The sequence below is a fragment of the Phytoactinopolyspora limicola genome, from assembly GCF_011320225.1.
GTDB classification, from domain to species: domain Bacteria; phylum Actinomycetota; class Actinomycetes; order Jiangellales; family Jiangellaceae; genus Phytoactinopolyspora; species Phytoactinopolyspora limicola.
Genome location: NZ_JAAOEN010000024.1, coordinates 41,910 through 61,684 on the forward strand (window position 1 = coordinate 41,910; position 19,775 = coordinate 61,684).

General features: G+C 67.1%; 17 protein-coding genes. 15 read left to right on the forward strand and 2 right to left on the reverse strand.

Annotated features, from left to right (window positions below; genetic code table 11):
• Positions 1–90 precede the first annotated feature (90 nt).
• From G8760_RS27955 to nucS, 6 genes are all read left to right on the forward strand, one after another.
• Entirely contained in the window at positions 91–1,227 is a 1,137-nt protein-coding gene (locus G8760_RS27955) for a FecCD family ABC transporter permease (RefSeq protein WP_207782819.1), read from the forward strand.
• A complete protein-coding gene (locus G8760_RS27960) occupies positions 1,224–2,069 on the forward strand; it encodes a heme ABC transporter ATP-binding protein (RefSeq protein WP_207782820.1) in 846 nt (281 codons plus the stop codon). The genes G8760_RS27955 and G8760_RS27960 overlap by 4 nt, the downstream gene beginning before the upstream one ends.
• A 14-nt stretch (positions 2,070–2,083) precedes the next feature.
• Positions 2,084–3,055, forward strand: coding sequence for an ABC transporter substrate-binding protein (locus G8760_RS27965; RefSeq protein ID WP_166356134.1), 972 nt, complete (start codon positions 2,084–2,086; stop codon positions 3,053–3,055).
• A gap of 318 nt (positions 3,056–3,373) precedes the next feature.
• On the forward strand, positions 3,374–6,715 hold the full coding sequence (locus G8760_RS27970; RefSeq protein WP_166356152.1) for an error-prone DNA polymerase: 3,342 nt from the start codon (positions 3,374–3,376) through the stop codon (positions 6,713–6,715).
• A 77-nt stretch (positions 6,716–6,792) separates the two neighbouring features.
• On the forward strand, positions 6,793–7,614 hold the full coding sequence (locus G8760_RS27975) for a phosphotransferase (protein ID WP_166356135.1): 822 nt from the start codon (positions 6,793–6,795) through the stop codon (positions 7,612–7,614).
• A gap of 10 nt (positions 7,615–7,624) precedes the next feature.
• Positions 7,625–8,287 (forward strand): endonuclease NucS, encoded by a 663-nt coding sequence (gene nucS, locus G8760_RS27980; RefSeq protein ID WP_166356136.1) that lies wholly within the window; start codon positions 7,625–7,627, stop codon positions 8,285–8,287.
• Here nucS and G8760_RS27985 read toward each other — a convergent pair.
• Positions 8,239–8,817, reverse strand: a complete 579-nt coding sequence (locus tag G8760_RS27985; RefSeq protein ID WP_166356137.1) for a MarR family winged helix-turn-helix transcriptional regulator — start codon at positions 8,815–8,817, stop codon at positions 8,239–8,241. The two genes, nucS and G8760_RS27985, sit on opposite strands and share 49 nt — an antisense overlap.
• Before the next feature lie 91 nt (positions 8,818–8,908).
• Here G8760_RS27985 and G8760_RS27990 point away from each other — a divergent pair, with 91 nt between their 5' ends.
• The 9 genes from G8760_RS27990 to G8760_RS30065 all read left to right on the forward strand — a co-directional run bounded on the left by G8760_RS27990 (position 8,909) and on the right by G8760_RS30065 (position 18,511).
• Entirely contained in the window at positions 8,909–10,465 is a 1,557-nt protein-coding gene (locus G8760_RS27990; RefSeq protein ID WP_166356153.1) for an LLM class flavin-dependent oxidoreductase, read from the forward strand.
• Between the two features lie 55 nt (positions 10,466–10,520).
• Positions 10,521–11,921, forward strand: coding sequence for a dihydrolipoyl dehydrogenase (lpdA, locus tag G8760_RS27995; protein WP_166356138.1), 1,401 nt, complete (start codon positions 10,521–10,523; stop codon positions 11,919–11,921).
• A gap of 504 nt (positions 11,922–12,425) precedes the next feature.
• Positions 12,426–13,466, forward strand: coding sequence for a dihydrodipicolinate reductase (locus G8760_RS28000; protein WP_166356139.1), 1,041 nt, complete (start codon positions 12,426–12,428; stop codon positions 13,464–13,466).
• A gap of 9 nt (positions 13,467–13,475) precedes the next feature.
• A complete protein-coding gene (locus G8760_RS28005) occupies positions 13,476–15,161 on the forward strand; it encodes an N-acyl-D-amino-acid deacylase family protein (RefSeq protein WP_166356140.1) in 1,686 nt (561 codons plus the stop codon).
• Positions 15,125–15,406 (forward strand): ABC transporter permease family protein, encoded by a 282-nt coding sequence (locus tag G8760_RS28010; protein ID WP_166356141.1) that lies wholly within the window; start codon positions 15,125–15,127, stop codon positions 15,404–15,406. The genes G8760_RS28005 and G8760_RS28010 overlap by 37 nt, the downstream gene beginning before the upstream one ends.
• Before the next feature lie 24 nt (positions 15,407–15,430).
• Positions 15,431–15,766 carry an ABC transporter permease subunit gene (locus G8760_RS28015; RefSeq protein ID WP_207782822.1) on the forward strand — a complete coding sequence of 112 codons (336 nt, stop codon included), beginning with the start codon at positions 15,431–15,433 and terminating at the stop codon, positions 15,764–15,766.
• A gap of 36 nt (positions 15,767–15,802) precedes the next feature.
• Positions 15,803–16,450, forward strand: coding sequence for a helix-turn-helix domain-containing protein (locus tag G8760_RS28020; RefSeq protein ID WP_166356143.1), 648 nt, complete (start codon positions 15,803–15,805; stop codon positions 16,448–16,450).
• A complete protein-coding gene (locus G8760_RS28025; protein WP_166356144.1) occupies positions 16,450–17,073 on the forward strand; it encodes a helix-turn-helix domain-containing protein in 624 nt (207 codons plus the stop codon). Before G8760_RS28020 ends, G8760_RS28025 begins: the two co-directional genes overlap by 1 nt.
• Before the next feature lie 313 nt (positions 17,074–17,386).
• Entirely contained in the window at positions 17,387–18,511 is a 1,125-nt protein-coding gene (locus G8760_RS30065; protein WP_207782823.1) for a hypothetical protein, read from the forward strand.
• Between the two features lie 75 nt (positions 18,512–18,586).
• Here the strand turns inward: G8760_RS30065 and G8760_RS28035 are convergent, their stop codons facing one another.
• Complete coding sequence (locus G8760_RS28035; RefSeq protein ID WP_166356145.1) at positions 18,587–19,522, reverse strand: methylenetetrahydrofolate reductase; 936 nt, start codon at positions 19,520–19,522, stop codon at positions 18,587–18,589.
• Positions 19,523–19,775: the final 253 nt, after the last annotated feature.

Here is a 19,775-nt window from a genome sequence, read left to right on the forward strand (position 1 = left end):
ACTGCACATAACCGAGGGTGATTTGTGCCAGGGCGGAAGCGTTGATTATCGTTGCGATAACGATAATCAACACATTCTGCGGGGAGTCGGATGCGATCTCGGGGGATGGCGCCGGCCGAGACAGCGCCGGCCGAGACAGCGCATCAAGTCCGTACCGCCGAGATGCACCACGGTGCCAGCGCTACCGCCACTACCGGCACCGAAGATGGCGTCCGCCCCCGGACTCGCACCCGTGCCGTCGCCGCCCTGGGTGCCTTGGCGGCGCTGCTGCTCGGCGCGCTGGTATTAGCCGTATCGATCGGCCCGATCCAGATCCCGTTCACGGAAACTGTCCAGGTGGTCCTCGGCAACCGGAGCAGTGAGCACGCATCGATCATCGACAGCATCCGGTTGCCCCGCGTCCTGGTGGGGTTGTTCGTGGGTGCCGCCCTGGGGGTGGCCGGAGCAGTGATGCAGGCGTTGTTCCGCAACCCGCTCGCCGAACCAGGTGTGCTCGGAGTATCCAGCGGGGCTGCCGTCGCCGCGGTGGCGGTCATCGTCTCCGGAGCGACCGCGGCTGGCGCCTGGGTTCTGCCGCTCGGCGCCTTCACCGGGGCACTCGGGGCGCTGGTCCTTGTCTATGCGGTGGCCAGCGCCCGGCGTGACCGGTCCATCGCGACGTTGTTACTGATCGGGATCGCTCTCAACGCGCTGTTCGGCGCCGTCGTCAGCGCCATGGTCACCAATGCGCCCAATGACGACACGTTGCGCGGCGTGGTCTTCTGGCTCAACGGCGACCTAGTGGCCCGCACCTGGAGCCATGTGCAGATGGTAGTTATCCCGGTCGCCATCACTCTGGCGGCCGTGCTCGTCTTCACCCGCGACCTCAACGTCATGCTGCTCGGCGAGGTCCAGGCCCAGGCTAGTGGGGTTGACGTGGTGCGGCTGCGCCGCGTGCTGCTGGTCCTGGCCGCCGTCCTCACCGGCGCCGCTGTGGCGGTAGCCGGAATCATCGGCTTCGTCGGCCTGGTGGTGCCGCACCTGATCCGCATGGTGCTTGGTCCGGATCACCGGTTGCTGCTGCCGAGTGCCGCGCTGCTCGGCGGCACGTTCTTGGTGCTGGCTGATCTCGTCGCCCGGATGCTGTTCTCACCTGTCACCTTGCAGACCGGTACGGTCACCGCCTTGATCGGTGCACCGGTATTCCTCCTGCTGGTCTTGCGACGACGACGGGCGCCCCGGACATGAGCGCCTCGGACATGAGCGCCAACGGGACGGCGCCAGCACCACATGGGCTGCGGGCAGACGGCATCACGGTGGAGATCGACGGCCGCACGATTGTCGACGACGTCACTCTGGCCGCCCAGCCGGGCCAGGTGCTCGGTCTGATCGGACCGAACGGCGCAGGGAAAACCACGCTGGTCCGGGTGTTGGCGGCGGTGGCCACCCCAGCGCGAGGTGAGGTGCGCGTCGGGGGCCGCGCGCTGCGTCGCCTGCCCGCCCGGGAACGCGCCCGCCAGGTGGCCTACGTGCCGCAGGACACCGCGTTGGACTTCGATTTCACCGCGCGCGACGTCGTGCTGATGGGGCGGCATCCCCACGTCGGCCGGTTCGAGCCGTTGCGCGTCGCCGATCATGACATCACTGACGCCATGCTGGCCGAGGCGGGAGCGTCGCACCTGGCCGGCCAGTTGGTCACCACGCTGTCGGGAGGTGAGCGCCAGCTGGTGCACCTAGCCAAGGCGCTGGCGCACCAGCCTGAGGTGCTGCTACTGGACGAGCCGGTCGCCGCGCTCGATCTGCGGCACCAGCTCCATGTTCTGCAGTTGTTGCGCCGCCAAGCCGACCGTGGGCTGGCGGTGATCGCGGTGCTGCATGACCTCGAACAGGCGGCCCGGTTCTGTGACCGGCTGGCGTTGATGCAGCACGGGCGGCTAGTCGTCTCCGGCCACCCGCGAGAGGTCCTGACCCACACCAGTCTTGCGGAGGTCTACGGCGTCAACGCTGTCGTCGTCGACGACGTCACGACCGGAGCATTGCGGATCACCGCACTTGACGTCCTCCCAGACTTCGCCCCAGTTAAGAGATGAAAGTGAGTTGTTCGATGACCGCACGTTTTGGCACCGACCGGCTGCGCCGGTCCCGTCTACATCCCGCCGGCTGGCTGCTGGTCCCGGCGCTCGCGCTGGTGCTGGCCGCCTGTAGCAGCGACGACGAGCAGCCGACGGCGTCGGCCGCGGCTGACGAACCAGTCGCTGCCGAAGCCCCCTCGAACGTGGCTGCCTTGTCCAGCGACACCGCCGAAGCCGTTCGTGCGCTGGCCGGCGCCGACCGGCTCGTCGCTGTTCCGGCGAGCACCACCAACGAGCATCTCGGCAACTATCCGGACGAGATGGAGCAGGTGCCCAACCACGTGCCGCCGAGCGACAATCTCGACCCGGAGCAGGTGCTGTCCTGGGGGCCGGACCTGATTGTGGTCACCGCCCGCCACGACGGTGAACAAGACGCGGACGACCTGCTGGAACAGAGTGACGTGCCCCTGGTGACGATCCAGAACAACTGGGGCAGCATCGACGAGCTCCAGGAGAACTACCGGGTGCTCGGCGAGGCTCTGGGGGCGCCTGAACGGGCTGAGGAGCTGATCGCGGACATGGATGCGGAGCTCGCTGCCGTCGCTGGTCACCTGACCGACGCCGACGACGCGCCGACCGTCCTGGTGTTGACCAATCAGGCGGACAATCCGTTCATCGCCGGACCCGACTCGATGCCGACCGACCTGGTTCGCCATGCCGGAGGTGCACCGGCCGTTGAGGATGCCGGTATCGAGCGCACCATGCCGGCCGAGCCGGAGCAGATCATCCGGACGAACCCGGACGCGATTCTGCTGGTGGATGTGCTCGGCAAGGGCCGCGAGTCGTTCGACGGGGTGCTCGGTAACGAAGCGGTAGCCGAGATTCCCGCCGTCGCCGAGGAGCGCGTGCTCATGCTGCCCGGCCGTTCGGCTATGGCCTCGGCCGGCGTACACGTCGTCGATGGTGTGCAAGAGATCGCCGCCTGGCTACACCCGGCCGGGTGAGGGCAGCCACCACCCAGGTATCGAGTTGTGGTGGTGGTCACCGGTGGCTGTCCGGGCGCGGGCCCAGTGTGGATCCGCGCCCGGATCCAGGCTGGGCCGCCGCGGTGAGACGGCCCAGGGCCGTTGTCATGCGCCACAAGGGCGCCGGCGAAGGAGTTGAAGGGAAACGTATGTTCGATTATTGTCAAACATACGTTCGATGGTGGTGGTCCTGACGCGGCGCTGAGAAGAATCCTCCGCCGAAGCTGCCGCCACCACTGTCGAGGGCGAGGCGGCATGCCTTCGTGAGGTGCGCGTTGATGATCGGCTGGGGTGAGTATGGGATGGCATAACCCACCGGTGTCCTGGCAGGAGCTCGAACGTGCGCTCTCGTGGGGCAGTGGCTGGCGTAGCGATGGGGAGAAGCTCCCACGTGAGGTCGGCTCCCTGATCCGGCGGCCCCGCTCCGGTGACGAGGAGGTCCGCCGGCCGGACCACACCGGTCCGGCCTGGGCGGAGCTGCACTGTCATTCCGCGTACAGCTTCCTCGATGGTGCGTCCGAGCCGGAGACGCTGGTGGTCGAGGCCCTTCTGCAGGGGGTCGAGACTCTTGCGATCACCGATCACGACGGCATGTACGGCGTGGTGCGGTTCGCCGAGGCGGCCCGTGACGCCTACGAGATGTACGGCGAGCAGCTCGGCGGGCGCAGGCTGGGCACGGTGTTCGGGGCGGAGTTGAGCCTGGGGTTGACCGCTCGGCAGGGCGGCGTACCCGATCCCGAAGGGCACCATCTGCTCGTCCTGGCCCGAAATCCGGAGGGTTACCGCCGGTTAGCCGGAGCTATTACCACTGCTCAGCTGCGGGGAAAGAAGGGCCAGCCGATCTACCACCTGGACGAGCTGGCCGATCAGCACGACGGGCAGTGGGCTGTGCTCACCGGCTGCCGTAAAGGGCTGGTTCCGTCGGCCCTCGAACATGACGGAGCCGACGCCGCGGAGAGCGAGTTACACCGACTGGTAGACATGTTCGGCCCAGAGAACGTCTTCGTGGAACTGATCGACCACGATCAACCACTCGACGATGCCCGCAACGACACCCTGTTCGAGCTGGCCCAGCGGGTGGGAGTGGCGGTGGTCGCATCCAACAACGTCCATCACGCCAGCCCGGCCGACGCCGATCTCGCCCACGTCTTGGCCGCTATCCGGGCCCGCAGCAGCCTGGACGACCTCTCCGGCTGGCTGCCGGCCGCCGGGACGGCGCATATTCGGAGCGGGGCGGAGATGGAACAGCGGCTGGCGCGTTTCCCTGGAGTCCGGGAGGCCACCGTCGAGCTGGGCCGGGCCTGCTCGTTCGACATCACGCTGATCGCCCCGAACCTTCCCGAGCGAGAGGTTCCCGACGGCCACACCGATGCGAGCTACCTGCGGGTGAAGGTCGAGGAAGGCATCAACACCCACTATCCGGAAGGCCACCCGAGAGCAGCCGAGGCGCGGCGTAAGGCGGAAGAAGAGCTGGCCGTCATCGAGCGGCTCGGTTTCCCCGGGTACTTCCTCATCGTCTTCGAGATCGTCGAGTTTTGCCGACGCGAGGGCATCCTCTGCCAGGGACGAGGGTCAGCGGCCAACTCGGTGGTGTGTTACGTGCTGGGCATCACCGCCATCGATCCGATCCAACACGAGCTGCTCTTCGAGCGTTTTCTCACCGACGCTCGGGTCGGCCCACCGGACATCGACATCGACATTGAAAACGCCCGCCGGGAGGAGGTCATCCAGCACGTCTACCACAAGTACCACCGCGAGTACGCGGCTCAGGTGGCCAACGTCAACAGCTATCGGCAGCGGATGGCGCTGCGTGATGTCGCCCGTGCCCTGGGATACAGCCCGGGCCAGGTGGACGGGTGGTCGCGACACGTCGGACACCACGAGCCGATCTCTCCCGACATCGGGGTGCCGGACGACGTCGTGCAGCTGGTCTACCGGATGTTGCGGCTGCCGCGGCACCTGTCGATCCACTCCGGTGGCATGGTGCTCTGCGATCGTCCGGTGGGGGAGGTCTGCCCGGTCGAATGGGCAAGCATGCCGAATCGGAGCATCCTGCAGTGGGACAAGGACGACTGCGCAGCCGCTGGACTGGTGAAGTTCGATCTGCTCGGCCTGGGCATGCTTTCGGCGCTGCGGGAGTCGTTCGACCTGCTCGACGAGCAGACCGGGGAGCGGCTCACGTTGAAGAACGTCCCGCAGGAGGACACGGCGGTTTATGACATGCTCTGCGACGCCGACACCATTGGGGTGTTCCAGGTCGAGTCACGTGCTCAGATGGCCACGTTGCCCCGGCTCCGGCCGGAGGAGTTCTACCACCTGGTGATCGAGGTCGCCCTGATCCGGCCGGGGCCGATCCAGGGCGGCTCGGTGCACCCATACATCGAACGCAAGACCAAGGGTTACCGCCCGGACGAGCATCTCCCGCATCCGACGATGGCGAACGCCCTCAACCGCACGTTGGGGGTGCCGCTGTTCCAGGAGCAGATGATGCAGCTGGCCATCGACTGCGCCGGGTTCAACGGCCGAGAGGCCGACCAACTACGCCAGGCGATGAGCTCGAAGCGGTCCGAGGAGCGGATCGGGCGGCTACGTGACCGGCTGTTCCGAGGGATGGCGGCGAAGGGGATCGGCCCCGATATCGCCGAAGACATCTATCAGAAGCTGCTGGCCTTCGCCAGCTACGGGTTCCCGGAGTCACACGCGTTCAGCTTCGCCCACCTGGTCTACGCCAGTGCGTGGTTGAAGCGGTATCACCCCGCCATCTTCACCACCGCTTTGCTGAACAACCAGCCGATGGGGTTCTACTCGTCGCAGACGCTGGTGGAGGATGCCCGGCGGCATGGGGTGGTGGTCCGTGGTGTCGACATCAACGCCAGCGACGTCAAAGCGACGCTGGAGGAGCGGGTGCCGGTGGAGTCGGATCATCCACACGCGCCGCAAGCTCCGCAGCCGGTGATCCGGCTCGGCCTGTCCACGGTGCGCGGCCTCGGCTCGGAGCCGGCTCAGCGGATCGCCGACGGCCGGCCGTATGACGACGTCGCCGACCTCGTCCGCCGCGCCCGGGTGCCGCAGGCAGCACTGGAGTCGCTGGCTACCGCGGGTGCGTTCGGCTGTTTCGGCCTGGATCGCCGGGCGGCGTTGTGGGCGGTTGGTGCTCTGGCGAAAGACCGCGCCGACCAGCTGCCAGGCACCTCGCCGGGCGCCGTCGCGCCAGTGCTGCCCCGGATGACGGCGATCGAGCAGACCTTCGCCGACCTCTGGGCCACCGGGGTCTCGCCGGACAGCCACCCGGTTCAGCACGTGCGTGAGCAGTTGGAGGCGTGGGGTGCGGTGCGCACCGTCGAGTTGCGCGATAGAGACCACGGTGAGCGCCTGATGGTGGGTGGCCTGATCACGCACCGGCAGCGGCCGCCCACCGCGGGTGGCATCGTGTTCATGAACGTCGAGGACGAGACCGGCATGGTCAACGTCATCTGCCCACCGGGCGTGTGGAAGCGGCAGCGGCGGGTCGCGTTGGAGTCCACCGCCATCGTCGTCGACGGCCGGCTGGAGCGGCTCGACGGCGCGATCAGCCTGTACGCGAACCGGCTGGCTCCGCTGAAGGTGACCGGTAGCACCGGCAGCCGTGATTTCCGTTGATGGGCCTTCAGCGATCGGTTGTCGGCCATGAGCACCGCTGCGCCGAGGGCCCTCAACCCAGGTTCTACAGTGATGCCATGCTTGCGGATCACGATGACGAGGTCCCTCTGTTCGGTGGTGATGTCAGCGACGGCGTGGTCCGACGCGGTGACACGGTCCGCCGCGCGCTCACCCCCAACAGCCCTGCCGTCCATGCCTACCTGCGGCATTTGGAGCAGGCGGGTTTCCCGCACTCACCGCGGTTCCTCGGTATCGACCACCAGGGTCGCGAGATCGTCACCTACATTGACGGCGAGATGGGTGGACGACCGCTGAACTCGTGGGCGGTGACTGATACCGCGCTCACCGAGATCGCGGTTATCCAGCGTCATTTGCACCAACTCTCGGCCGGGTTCACCCTGCCGGACGGGGTGGAGTGGACCGAGGGGCTTGGGAGTGTGCCCGATGCCCCGGCGCCGCCCGGCGAGCCCGACGTCGTCGGTCACAACGACATCACTTTCGAGAACGTGATCTTCCGGGACGGTCGTCCGGTTGGCATCGTCGATTTCGATCTCGCCGGGCCGACTTTGAGGCTGCTCGACATCGCTACCACCCTGCGGTACTGGGCGCCGATGTCGCCACCGCAGGATCGCGATCCTGCCCTGCACAACGCCGACGCGGGGCACCGGGCCAGGCTGTTCGCCGATGCCTACGGGCTCGACGCCACTGAACGCGCCGACCTGCTCGACGTCACCGACTGGCGGTTCGAACGAGCCTGGCACGCCATGAGGCATCGGGCGGAAACCATCGGTGGCGGATGGGCGCGGATGTGGAACGACGGCGCCGGTGATCTGATCAAGCGCAGCCACGCGTGGTTCAAAGAGCACCGCCTAGCCATCACCGACGCCTTGACCCGGTAACGTCGTCTCCGTGCGTCTCGTCATCGCCAAGTGCCAAGTTAATTACGCTGGCCGGCTCACCGCTCACCTCCCCATGGCCGTCCGGTTGATCATGGTCAAAGCCGATGGGAGTGTGCTCGTGCACTCCGACGGAGGCTCCTACAAACCGCTGAACTGGATGAGTCCTCCGTGCACCCTGGTCGAGGACGACCACGTCTGGACGGTTCAAAGCACCAAAACCGACGATCGCCTGGTTATCGAGATCGAGGAGCTCCTGCACGATACCCACTTCGATCTTGGTGAGGATCCCGGGCTGGTCAAGGACGGGGTGGAGGCCCACCTGCAGCGGCTGCTGGCGGAGAACGTCGAGACGTTTGGCGCCGGCTGGCGGCTGGTCCGCCGCGAGTATCCGACGCCGATCGGGCCGGTCGATCTGTTGTGCCGCGACGAGTCCGGGGCGACGGTTGCGGTGGAGATCAAGCGCCGTGGCGAGATCGACGGGGTGGAGCAGCTGACCCGGTACGTGGAGTTGCTCGACCGCGATCCGCATCTGAGCCCGGTGCGCGGGGTGTTCGCCGCGCAGGAGATCCGGCCGCAGGCTCGCACGCTGGCCGGCGACCGCGGCATCACCTGCGTGACGGTGGACTACGACGCGCTGCGCGGACTGGACGATCCGTCGACGCGACTCTTCTGACCGGCCCGGCCACGCGGCAACTTCTCCAGCTCACCGCGGATCTCGTCGACGGCCTGGCAGGTGTCAGCCACTGGGTCGTGGTGCTGGACGTGTTCGGCGACCCGGCGTAGTAGCTGCCGCAGCTCTGACCTCTCCGGGGCTTCCAGCGGGGCCAGCAGGTGGTCTTCGGCGGCGGCTAGATGCCGCTCCAGTCTTACGAGCAGGTCGCGGCCTGGTTCGGTGGCGACGACGTGGCGCACCCGGCGGTCGGCCGGGGCCGGACGTCGCTCGACGAGGCCGGCATCGGTCAGATCGTCGATCAGGTAGGTCATGACCGTCCGGTCGATTCCGAGGTGCTGAGCGAGCGCGAGCTGGCTGCTGGGCGGGCAGTAGGCGGCCGCCGCGAGCACGTGATAGCCGCGTGGGCCACCGGGTAGCTGCTCCAGTGCGGTGTCGAACGTCTTGACGTAGGCGCGGAAGATCCGCCCGAGCGCCCAGCCAAGGTCGGTTTCCAGGCCGGTGACGTGGCCCTGCTCCGCCGCCGTTGTCATGAGGTGCAGTCTACGCGCCGAGGGGAAGGTTTGCGGCAATGAAGATGTTCAGGTAGACATATGTTCTGTAAAACAGATGATTGGATGAATGATGCCTGACTATGGTCACGAGTTGCTCTTCGGTACCTTCATCACACCGTCCGCCGCTCAGGCTGACCACGTCGTCGAGTTGGCCCGGCTGACCGACGAGGTGGGCCTCGACCTGGTCACCGTCCAGGACCACCCGTACCAGCCCGCTTTCCTGGATACCTGGACGTTGCTGTCGGTCATCGCCGCACGCACCTCCCGGGTTCGAGTGCTGCCCAACGTGGTGAGCCTGCCGTTGAGGCCGCCTGCCGTGCTGGCCAAGAGCGCCGCCACACTCGACATCCTGAGCGGTGGCCGGGTCGAGCTCGGCCTCGGCGCCGGGCCGTTCCTGGAACCGATCGTCGCGATGGGCGGCCCGAAGCGGACGCTGGGGGAGAACATCGAGGCTCTTGAAGAGGGCATCGAGATCATCCGCGCGATGTGGCGGCCACACGATGGCCCGGTGCGGGTGGGCGGACAGCATTACCGGGTTTGGGGTGCCAAGGCTGGTCCGGCCCCAGCCCATGAGATCGGCATCTGGCTGGGTGCGGTCAAGCCCCGAATCCTCGGCCTGACCGGCCGGCTCGCTGACGGCTGGTCGGTCAGCTCGCCCTATGCCGGGCCGGATCAGCTGACGGATATGAACGCACGAATCGACGAGGCCGCCACCAGCGCCGGCCGCGACCCGTCGGCCATCCGGCGGCTATACAACCTCATGGGAAGTTTCGACGGCTCCGGTGCTGAATTCCTCCAGGGGCCGCCAGCCGTCTGGGCCGAGCAACTCGCCGAACTCGCCGTGACCGAGGGGATGAGCACGTACATCCTGGGGAGTGACGACCCGCTCGTCATCCGCCGGTTCGCCGCCGAGGTGGTGCCGGCGGTTCGAGAGCTGGTCGGACAGGAGCGTGCGGGTGCACCCGGCGTCGGATCGCCGTCCGAGACGAGTGGCTCTGGCGTCCGGGTACCGGTGGAAGCCGAGCCCACGGTATTGGGTGTCGCGCCCACGCCTGACGACGGCCGTCGGCTCAGCAGCGAGCGGGTATGGAATGACGACGAACGTCCCACGGGCCCCACACCCGACACCGAACGCAGCTACACCGCCCATGAACGTGCGCGCGGCCAGCACCTGATCGACGTCCACAACCACCTGCGGGCCGAACTCGACGAGCTACGTGGCCTGATCGACCAGGTCGAGGCCGGTGCGATCGAGCCCGGCGCCGCCCGCTCGCACATCAACACCATGACGATGCGGCAGAACAACTGGACGTTAGGCACGTACTGCGAGTCCTACTGCAGAGTGGTCACCACCCACCACACGCTCGAAGACCAAGCGCTCTTCCCGTACCTACGACGCGCCGATTCCCGGTTGGCTCCCGTCATCGACCGGTTGGAGCAGGAACACGCGGCCATCCACGGCGTCCTCGAGCGGGTGGATCAGGCGCTGGTCGGTCTCGTCGGTGGCCGGCACGGTGTCGGGGAGGTCCGGGCCGCTGTGGACTTGCTCACAGACACGTTGGTGTCGCATCTGTCCTACGAGGAACGCGAGCTGGTGGAACCCCTCGCCCGGCTTGGTCCCCAGTGATCGGCTTGGTTCCCAGTGCCCCGTACATCTGGGGGCGGGCACTAGGCTGTCTTCCATGAGTGCGCACTTCGATGTCGTGGTCCTCGGTGCAGGCCCTGGCGGATACGTCGCCGCGATCCGCGCCGCGCAGCTGGGTAAGTCCGTTGCTGTCGTGGAATCCAAGTACTGGGGCGGGGTCTGTCTCAACGTCGGCTGCATCCCGAGTAAGGCGCTACTGCGCAACGCGGAGCTGGCCCACCTCGTCAAGCATCAGGCCGATACGTTCGGGATCAGCTTCGACGGCGAGGTACGGGTCGACTTCGCCAAGGCGTTCGAGCGTAGCCGCGACGTCGCCGAGGGGCGCGTCAAGGGTGTGCACTTCTTGATGAAGAAGAACAAGATCACCGAGTTCGACGGCTGGGGCACGTTCACCGACGCGAATACCCTCGACGTCGCCCTCAACGCGGGCGGCAACGAGACCGTCACGTTCGACCACTGCATCGTCGCCGCCGGCGCTACCACCCGGCTGCTGCCCGGCACCCAGCTCAGCGAGCGGGTCGTTACGTACGAAGAGCAGATCATGCAGGGTGAGCTGCCCGGCAGCATCATCATCGCCGGTGCTGGCGCTATCGGGGTGGAATTCGCCTACGTGATGGCCAACTACGGCGTCGACGTCACCGTCGTCGAGTTCCTCGACCGGATGGTGCCGCTGGAAGACCCCGACATCTCCAAGGAGCTGGCCCGGCAGTTCAAGAAGCTGGGCGTCACGGTGCGCACCTCCACTCGGGTGGACGCCATCGATGACAGCGGCGACAAGGTCAAAGTTACGGTCACCAGCGGCGACAAGGAAGAGGTCCTCGAGGCCGACAAGGTCCTCCAGGCCATCGGCTTCGCCCCTCGTGTCGAGGGATACGGCCTCGACAAGACCGGGGTCAAACTCACCGAACGTGGCGCGATCGACATCGACGATTACATGCGGACCTCGGTACCCAGCATCTACGCCATCGGCGACGTCACGGGCAAGCTCATGTTGGCCCACACCGCCGAAGCGATGGGTGTCGTGGCGTCCGAAACCATCGCCGGCGCCGAGACCATGCCGATCAACTACGACATGATCCCGCGTGCCACCTACTGCCAGCCGCAGATCGCCGCGTTCGGCTACACCGAGGCCCAGGCCAAGGAGAGGGGCTACGACGTCAAGACGGCGAAGTTCCCGTTCATGGCTAACGGCAAGGCGCACGGCCTGGGGGAGACCGCCGGCTTCGTCAAGATCGTGGCCGACGCCCAGTACAACGAGATCCTGGGCGCGCACATGATCGGCCCGGACGTCACCGAGTTGCTGCCGGAGCTGACTCTGGCCCAGCAGTGGGATCTCACCGCCGACGAGGTCGCACGGAACATCCACGCGCACCCGACCCTGTCGGAGTCGGTCAAGGAGGCCATTCACGGCATCGCCGGCCACATGATCAACATGTGAGCACCTAGCCCGCTCACTGAACGCGCTTTGAGGTTGCGCGCCTTGGTGTAGGGAGATCGGCGTCCCAAAGGTGTTCGTGGGTTGGCCCGGAAGGTGTGTGCACCTGATCTCCGTTTGCTCACCTGATCTTTTTTGTGGCGACGATCAGATGCAGGAGTGATGACGACGATGCTGGTCAGCGCGGTGTGCGCTGCACCTGATCTCGTCTCATGGTGTGGACGCTTAGCGATCAGGTGCATGATGCGCTCCTGCAAGCGGTTGTCGTGCATCTGATCGCCAACCGTCCACACCGCGAGACGCGCAGCCGAAGGCAACCCAGGTGTTTCTGCACTCCGCTACCGCCAGATGGCGTTAATGGCCGAATTCGGCGTCTAACACCATCTGGCGGTAGCGGAGTGACGGAACCAGCGATAGGCGGTCACTGGCCCGGCTGGGAGGCACTCGCATCCCCCAAAGTCAACTAATACTTGACGAGAATTCCACACCTACCGTACGGTTCTCGCCATGACTGTGACTCACACCTCGCCCCCTGCTCCGACCGGCCCAGGTCACGACACCCCCATCGACGTTGTCCACGTAGGGCTCGGCCCGATTGGACAGCAGGTGCTGACCTTCCTGTCGGATCGCATCAGCTACCGCAGCGTTGGCGCGGTGGACATCGACCCGCAGCTGATCGGGCGCCCCCTGGGTGCTGTCGCGGACGTGGTGAGCAGCGACGCCGTCGTCGTCGGCTCCATCGGTGAGTTGCCCAAGGCGGCGCCGGGCGCGGTGGCCATCCATTGCGCCGGGTCCTCGTTGGAGAAGGTCGCGAGCACCTTCGTCGAACTCATGGAGGCCGGCTACCACGTCGTCTCCACCTGCGAAGAGCTGTCCGACCCGCGGGCGACCCAGAGCGAGCTGGCCGCACGGCTCGACCGAGTAGCGGTCGACAACGGCGTGGTGTTGCTCGGCACCGGGGTGAACCCGGGCTACTCGATGGACTACCTGCCGGTGGTGCTGGCCGCGTCGCAAAGAGCGGTTAAGGGTGTCACCGTGCACCGGGTCCAGGACGCCGGCCTGCGGCGGCTGCCGCTGCAGCGCAAGGTGGGCGCGGGGCTGACGGTGGAGGAGTTCGCCGAGCGAGTCCAGCAGGGCACCATCCGGCACGTCGGCCTGCCGGAGTCGGCTCGGCTGGTGGACCGGGCGCTGAACCTGGGATGCACCAACTTCACCGAGACCATCGACCCGGTCATCGCCACGACGGCTGTCCCGTTGGGCGACTCGGCGGTCGAGCCGGGCCGGGTGCTGGGGATCGACCAGCTCGTCGTCGCGCACCGGGACGGCGAAGAGCTGATCCGGCTGCACCTTCAGATGGCGGTTGGGCTTCCCGACCCGCGGGACGTCATCACTGTCGACGGAGACCCGGGCCTGGAGACCGTCATCCGCGGTCTACACGGAGACTCGGCCACCGCAGCCGTGGTGGTGAACTCGCTCGGCCGGGTCCGGGTGGCGCCGCCTGGGCTGCGAACCGCCGACGAGATCCCCGCCTCCCCGCTGAACTTCTAAGGACACCGGGTGGCCAGCCTGCTGATCAAGAACGCCCGCATCGTCGACGGATCGGGTGCCGCGGCCCAGCCGGGTGACGTACTGCTCGATGGCGACCGGGTCGCCGCCGTCGGTGCTGACACCGGCGGAATTGCGGATCGGGTGATCGACGCCGACGGCCGGGTCGTGTGCCCGGGGTTCATCGACATGCACAGCCATGTCGATTTCACCATCGAGCGTTACCCCCGGGCCGACGGGATGCTGCGGCAGGGGGTGACCACCATCGTCACCGGTAACTGCGGGATGAGCCCATTCCCAGCTCGGGCGGAGGACGGGGCAGGTGCTGATCCGCGCTGGCCTGACCTCGACGCGTTCGCGGCGGCGATCTCGCGGCGTCCGGTTGCCGTCAACGTCGCTCCACTGGTGGGCCATGGTGCGGTGCGGCTGGCCGCGATGGCCGACCCGGGCGCGGCCACCCCCAAACCCAGCGAGCTGACCCGGATGCGCAGCCTCGTTGCCGCCGCCATAGCGCAGGGTGCACACGGCATGTCCACCGGGTTGATCTACGACCCGGGCCGGTTCGCCGAGACGGCGGAGATCGTCGAGCTGGCCATGGTGGTCGCGGCACACGGCGGCTTCTACGCCTCACACATCCGCGACGAGGGCGACGCCCTGGTGGACGCGGTCCGCGAAGCACTAGAGATCGGCCACGCCGCCCAGGTTCCGGTGCAGCTCAGCCACCATAAGGCCAAACGGCGCCGGAACTGGGGAGCGGTGGGGAAGACCCTGCCCATGGTTGACGACGCCGCGGCGGCCGGACTGGACGTCCTACTGGACTGCTACCCCTTCCCGGCCAGCAGCACCAGCCTGTGGGCGTACCTTCCCACCTGGGCCCGGGCCAGCCGGTTGCTCGGGGAGCGCAACGACGACGGCCGCCTCCCGTCGGACCTACGCAACAACGTGATCGAAGGGATGGAGGAGCGTTTCCCCGGCTCGTCGTCGATCCCCGGCGCGGGCACCGACCTCGACGACCTCACCATCGGCGACATCGCTGTTCCCGACCGGTTCGAGCGGCATATCGGGCAACGGCTGGTGGACGCGGCACACGCCGACGGAGTGTCCCCGGCCGACCTAGCGCTCGACATGCTGCTCGCGGGGGAGAAGGTGCAGATCATCGACCACGCGATGAGCGAGGCGGACATGCGGACCGTCCTGGCACATCCACGGTGCATGATCGGCAGCGACGCCCGGCTGATCCACCCGGACATCCCCGGCGTGCCGCATCCGCGCAACTACGCCACCTTCACCAGGTTCCTCCGGCTGGCGGGGGATGGGTTGATGCCGCTGGAGGAGGCGGTACACCGGTGCACCGGGCTACCCGCTCAGCGGCTCGGATGGGCCCGCGCGGGACGCCCGGCCCCGGCGAAACACCTGGACCGCGGCCTGATCCGGCCCGGGGCAGCCGCCGACCTGCTGATGTTCGACCCCGACCGGTTGCGCGACCACTCCACCTTCGATGACCCCAAACGATTCAGCACCGGCCTGGACCTGGTGGTGGTCAACGGTGTTGTGGTCGTCGAGAACGACGACGACACCGGAGCAGCCGCCGGCAGGTTCGTCCGCAACCACCCGGCGCCGGCGAACCGACCGCCCCGAACCGAGACGAGGGGAGGGCAACCATGGCCGGATTCGTCGGCAGGCGCCTCGTCACCCTGATCCCCGTCCTGCTTCTGGTCGCGCTGATCACGTTCGGCATCCTGCATTTCACGCCGGGTGATCCGACCATCGCCATCCTCGGTATCGACGCCACTCTCGAGCAACGAGAGGAACTCCGCCAGGCGCTGGGCCTCGACCGTGGGGTGGTGGAACAGTTCCTGAACTGGGCCGGTGGGCTGCTGCGTTTCGACTTCGGGCAATCGTTGTATCTGCGGGTGCCGGTGGCCGACGCGCTGGTCCGGTAGCTGGAGCCCACCGCGTTGCTGGCGGTGTACTCGCTGGTGGTCGCGCTCGTGGTCGGTATCCCGGCCGGGGTGATCTCCGGGGTGCGCCGCGGTGGACTGGCCGACCGGCTGGTGATGGGGATGACGGTGGCGATCAACGCGGTGCCGAACTTCTTCCTCGGCATCCTCGCCATCATGTTCTTCGCGGTGCAGTTGGGCCTGCTGCTCACAGGTGGTTATGTCTCACCGGCCGACGACGTCGCCGGTCGTCCCAGGAACTGGCATCCTGCTCAACGACGGCCTGGCCGGGCGGGGCAGGTCACCGCGGTAGCCGAGCCGGTGCGGCGTGGAAAGGGATACGCGGCGGTGTGGCCGCTGTAAGATCGGCAGCCAGAGTTGACGTCGAGTGGAGAACACGTGGCGCGAAGCGAGCCGCCGGGCGCCGGAGCACGAACAGGATTGGACCCCACGGTGGTGGGTGCGCGGATCCGGGCCCGCCGCAAAGAACTCGGCCTGACGCTGCAGAACGTCGCCGACCGCGCCGACGTGTCGAAGAGCCTCGTCAGCCGGATCGAGATCGGCAAGACCTGGCCGTCGGTGGGTGTCCTAGAGCAGATCAGCGCGGCGTTGTCCACCACACCACGGGTGTTCGTCTCAGAAGACGACGCCGTTGACCGGCCCAGCTCTGCCGCGGACGGTGACGACCCGCCAAGGGGTGCCGACGACGCCGTCCATGTGGTGCGTCGCGCGGCCCGCAAGAGTGTGACCTACCCCGGTGGACGTCATCCGCTGCAGCTACTCACACCAGATCTACAACGCCCCTTCGAGGTCACCTTGGCCGAGGAGAATCCCGGACAGTGGTACGACGTGGCCCGGACGGCCGTGGAACGGGAGGAGTTCGCGTTGGTGCTGGAAGGCCAGTACGAAATCGACGTCGACGGCGAGGTCGTGAGCCTTGACCCGGGCGACAGCATCTACTTCAGCCCGGGCGGTCCGTATCGGGTACGCGCCGTTGGCCCGGTGCCGGCGCGGGCCATCTGGATCTCCACCCCGCCGGGGTTCTGATGAGTACCACGGAAATGGCGCAGCCGGCCCCCGACGACGGCGTCCTCGACGTCGATCTCGGGCGGCGGCTACGTGCGGCCCGTCGGGAACGACGGCACAGCCTGCAGTTCGTCGCCGACCAGGCCGGGTTGTCCAAGAGCTTCATCAGCCAGCTCGAGCTGGGGCAGTCCGCGGCGTCGCTGGGGACGCTGAAGCGGATCTGCGCCGTCCTGGACATTCCGGTGTGGGCCCTGCTCGACGACGCACCGACGTCCGCTTCCGACGACGATTCGTCGGAGGCGGGCCGTCGGGTAGCCGTCGTCCGCCGTCACCATCGGAAGGTCCGCCGCCCGGCCGGTTCGTCGACCGAGATCTCGCTGCTCACCCCTGACCTGAACCGCAAGATCGAGGTCACTCTGAGTGTCGTTCAGCCTGGTGAAGGGTACGGGCACGAGCCGTACACCCACCGCGGTGAAGAGTTCGGTCTCGTGCTGTCCGGTACCTACGAGGTCACCGTCGACGGGGTTGTGCACGTGCTGGAAGAGGGCGACAGCATCTACCTGCCGAGCCACCTGCCGCACCGCACCCGGGCGCTGGGCGACGTACCCGTGACGACGTTCTGGGTGGTCACGCCCCCGTCCTGAGGCCCGTGTCCAGCAGTGCTGGACAACAGCACGAATGCTCCGGTGCCGGGCAATGGGCGGATTCTGCGCATCGTCAGTCCTTGGTCTGCCGTCAGATCGCCTGAGCTGACGGGACGGGAGGGGCGTGCGGCCGCGCCATCAAAGTACGGTTGAAGTTCACATATGTCAATGTTTACTGGACATTCTTGTGGTCCGGCTTCGCTTCAACGCGGAAGGTTCCGCCGCCTTGAGCGCGACGAGCTACGTCAGTGAGAAGTACATTTCTCTTGCGCCAGCAATGGCGTGCAGCGCACATACTCACGAGGAGCTAACGGTGTCCGAAGCCGAACGCACAGCGAACCCAGACGGACCGCCCGCCGCAGCGGACCCTCCGGCGAAGCGATCGCGACGCCGCTGGTTCAGGGCGAGCCTGATCATCGGGCTGGTGGCGGTGATCGCCGCGGCCACGACGCTGATCGTGCAAGGAGTGCGGGAACGCAACCGTCAGGCCGAGTTGACGGCGGAGGCGGAGACGGATGCCGCTCAGTTGCTCAGCGCGCTGGACGTCACCGCTGAGGCGGCGGACGCCTACGAGGGAGTCGCCACGGCCTCGATGGTGTTCCTGACCGATGTCGCCCTCGTCACGCAGGACGCGGCCGCCGAACACGCGTCGGAGTTCCCGGACGAGACAGTCGCTGAACTGGACGCCGCCGTCGAGGTGCTGGGCGGGTTGACCGAAGGCGAGTTCGACGCGGTCGGCGCGGCGCGACTCCACAACGGGTTCAATGCCGATGACCTTGCCGGTGAGCTGGCCGAGCGGTACATCGAAGCCGACGCCGACGAGTTCGACACGGAGAAAGCGCGGGTCGCGGCCGAGGCCGAGCGGCTCGCCGATGTCCGTCGTGAACTGACAGATCAGGCGGACGAGCTGTCCGATGCGGTCGACGCCGTCGATCAGGTAATGGTGAGCCTCGCCGAAGAGGTTGCGGCCATGGGGAGCGGCATCATCGAGGATCACCCGAAGGCTTCGGACAAATCCGTCAAACGGCTGAAGAAGGCGGTTGGTGTCCTCCAGGAACTGGCCGCGGCGGAGACGCTTCTTGTGCCGGCCAGCGACGGATCTGACGATTCGGACGAGGCGGCGGAATCAACGGTGGCCGACGCACTGGTCAGCTTCGCCAATGCGGGCGAGAAGGTCCGTTCGTCGCACGACAAAACGGTGGCTGAGGAGGAAGCCGCGGCTGCCGCCGCTGCTGCGGCCGCGGCGGCGGAGAAGGAACGTCAACGGCAAAGCGGCGGCGGCTCCGGCGGTGGAGGAGGCGGCGGCTCCGGTGGTGGCGGTTCCAACAGCGGTGGCGGCGGCTCCGGCGGAGGCGGCGGAGGAGGCGGCGGCCAGCGGTTCTGCACGTACAACCAATGGACACCCAACGGCCTGATCCTGCTCCAGCGGCCGTGCTAGGTCGACCGTTGAGCTAGCTGCGCCTCGGTGGTTAGTGTCATGGGCCGCCGGTCCATGACACTAACCACCGCACCGTCATGTGGAACGGGGGTGGCGGGGATGTTCGCGGCGCAGGTGCGTGGCGAGGTCGACCGAGGCGTCGATCTCGGCTCGCCGGATGGAGACACTTTCGACGTTGAAGCCGTACGGGATGCCCAGGCGTTCACAGAAGGCCGCCAGCTGGTGGGCCGTCTCGGCGCAGTGGTCATATGAGGTCGTCAGCGGGGCATCCGTATGGTCGAGGTCGTTGCGCATCCACCGTGGCACGTCGACCCCCAGCCACTCCAGAAATGCCAACGTCTTGAGGGATCCGCATACCGACAGGGTGAAGATCACCGGAACTGGTCGCACGCGACGGGCCGCGCATTCGTAGTGGTAGTCGGAGACCATGCTCTTGGCGGCGTCGGCGTCGTACACCACCTGGGTCACGAAGAACGCGCAGCCGGATTCTTGCTTGCGCAGCATCCGAAGGTGTTCGTCGGCTCCTCGTGAGTGCCGTTCGGGGATGGCGACGGCTCCCAGCGGGAGATCGGGGCGCACGTCGCGGCGGAGCGCCTGCGCGTCACGTAGGGAGACGTGGACTGCCTTGGAGCTCGACGACGCTCCGACGAAGACGCTGGCGACTCTGCGGGGATCCTGTTCGGTCAGCCAGTTCTTGAGGGTGGCCTCGTCGTACTTCCCGACGCAGCGGTAGACCACAACCGGCCGATCCCATGCCGCGAGGTGGTGGGTGTGGAAATAACCAGGGTCCATCGTCGGCAAATACGGGAACGGCCGCTCTTCCGGGTTGCGGTCGCTCTCGTCGTCGATGTCGTAGAGGATGAGGCCGTCGACGTCGATCGTGCGGAGCCGTTCCACCGTGATGTCGGCGATGCGTTGTGCGTCGTCGGGCTGCGTTGTCCGTCGTGGCGGAGTGATGCTGAACAGCAGCAGACGGCTGTCCCGGTTGCTGAGCCGCTCGGTCAGGTCCACCCATTCTCCTCACCTTGGGCGCGTGGCCGCGCCGGTCGATTCACCACCCCTCGCTCACCGTAACGGTGGATCGGCTGCGGGTGTGCGGTCGGTCTTGCTTGATCATGTGCGAGTTACTCCCCGCATACAGCCTGTTGCGTTTTACGGGGGCGGCTGGTGGTGAGTGATGTCGTTCGGGAAGGGTGTTCCTGTCTGGGTGGTGGTTGGGGTTGTGGTGTGGCTAGGTGGTGGCGAGTTGTGGTGTGGTGATGCC

What these genes read in the sequence shown, in the direction of transcription:
- G8760_RS27955 (WP_207782819.1), top strand. Translation starts at nt 91, where the DNA reads ATGCGATCTCGGGGGATGGCGCCGGCCGAGACAGCGCCGGCCGAGACA.
- G8760_RS27960 (WP_207782820.1), top strand. Translation starts at nt 1,224, where the DNA reads ATGAGCGCCTCGGACATGAGCGCCAACGGGACGGCGCCAGCACCACAT.
- G8760_RS27965 (WP_166356134.1), top strand. Translation starts at nt 2,084, where the DNA reads ATGACCGCACGTTTTGGCACCGACCGGCTGCGCCGGTCCCGTCTACAT.
- G8760_RS27970 (WP_166356152.1), top strand. Translation starts at nt 3,374, where the DNA reads ATGGGATGGCATAACCCACCGGTGTCCTGGCAGGAGCTCGAACGTGCG.
- G8760_RS27975 (WP_166356135.1), top strand. Translation starts at nt 6,793, where the DNA reads ATGCTTGCGGATCACGATGACGAGGTCCCTCTGTTCGGTGGTGATGTC.
- G8760_RS27985 (WP_166356137.1), bottom strand. Translation starts at nt 8,817, where the DNA reads ATGACAACGGCGGCGGAGCAGGGCCACGTCACCGGCCTGGAAACCGAC.
- G8760_RS27990 (WP_166356153.1), top strand. Translation starts at nt 8,909, where the DNA reads ATGCCTGACTATGGTCACGAGTTGCTCTTCGGTACCTTCATCACACCG.
- lpdA (WP_166356138.1), top strand. Translation starts at nt 10,521, where the DNA reads ATGAGTGCGCACTTCGATGTCGTGGTCCTCGGTGCAGGCCCTGGCGGA.
- G8760_RS28000 (WP_166356139.1), top strand. Translation starts at nt 12,426, where the DNA reads ATGACTGTGACTCACACCTCGCCCCCTGCTCCGACCGGCCCAGGTCAC.
- G8760_RS28010 (WP_166356141.1), top strand. Translation starts at nt 15,125, where the DNA reads ATGGCCGGATTCGTCGGCAGGCGCCTCGTCACCCTGATCCCCGTCCTG.
- G8760_RS28025 (WP_166356144.1), top strand. Translation starts at nt 16,450, where the DNA reads ATGAGTACCACGGAAATGGCGCAGCCGGCCCCCGACGACGGCGTCCTC.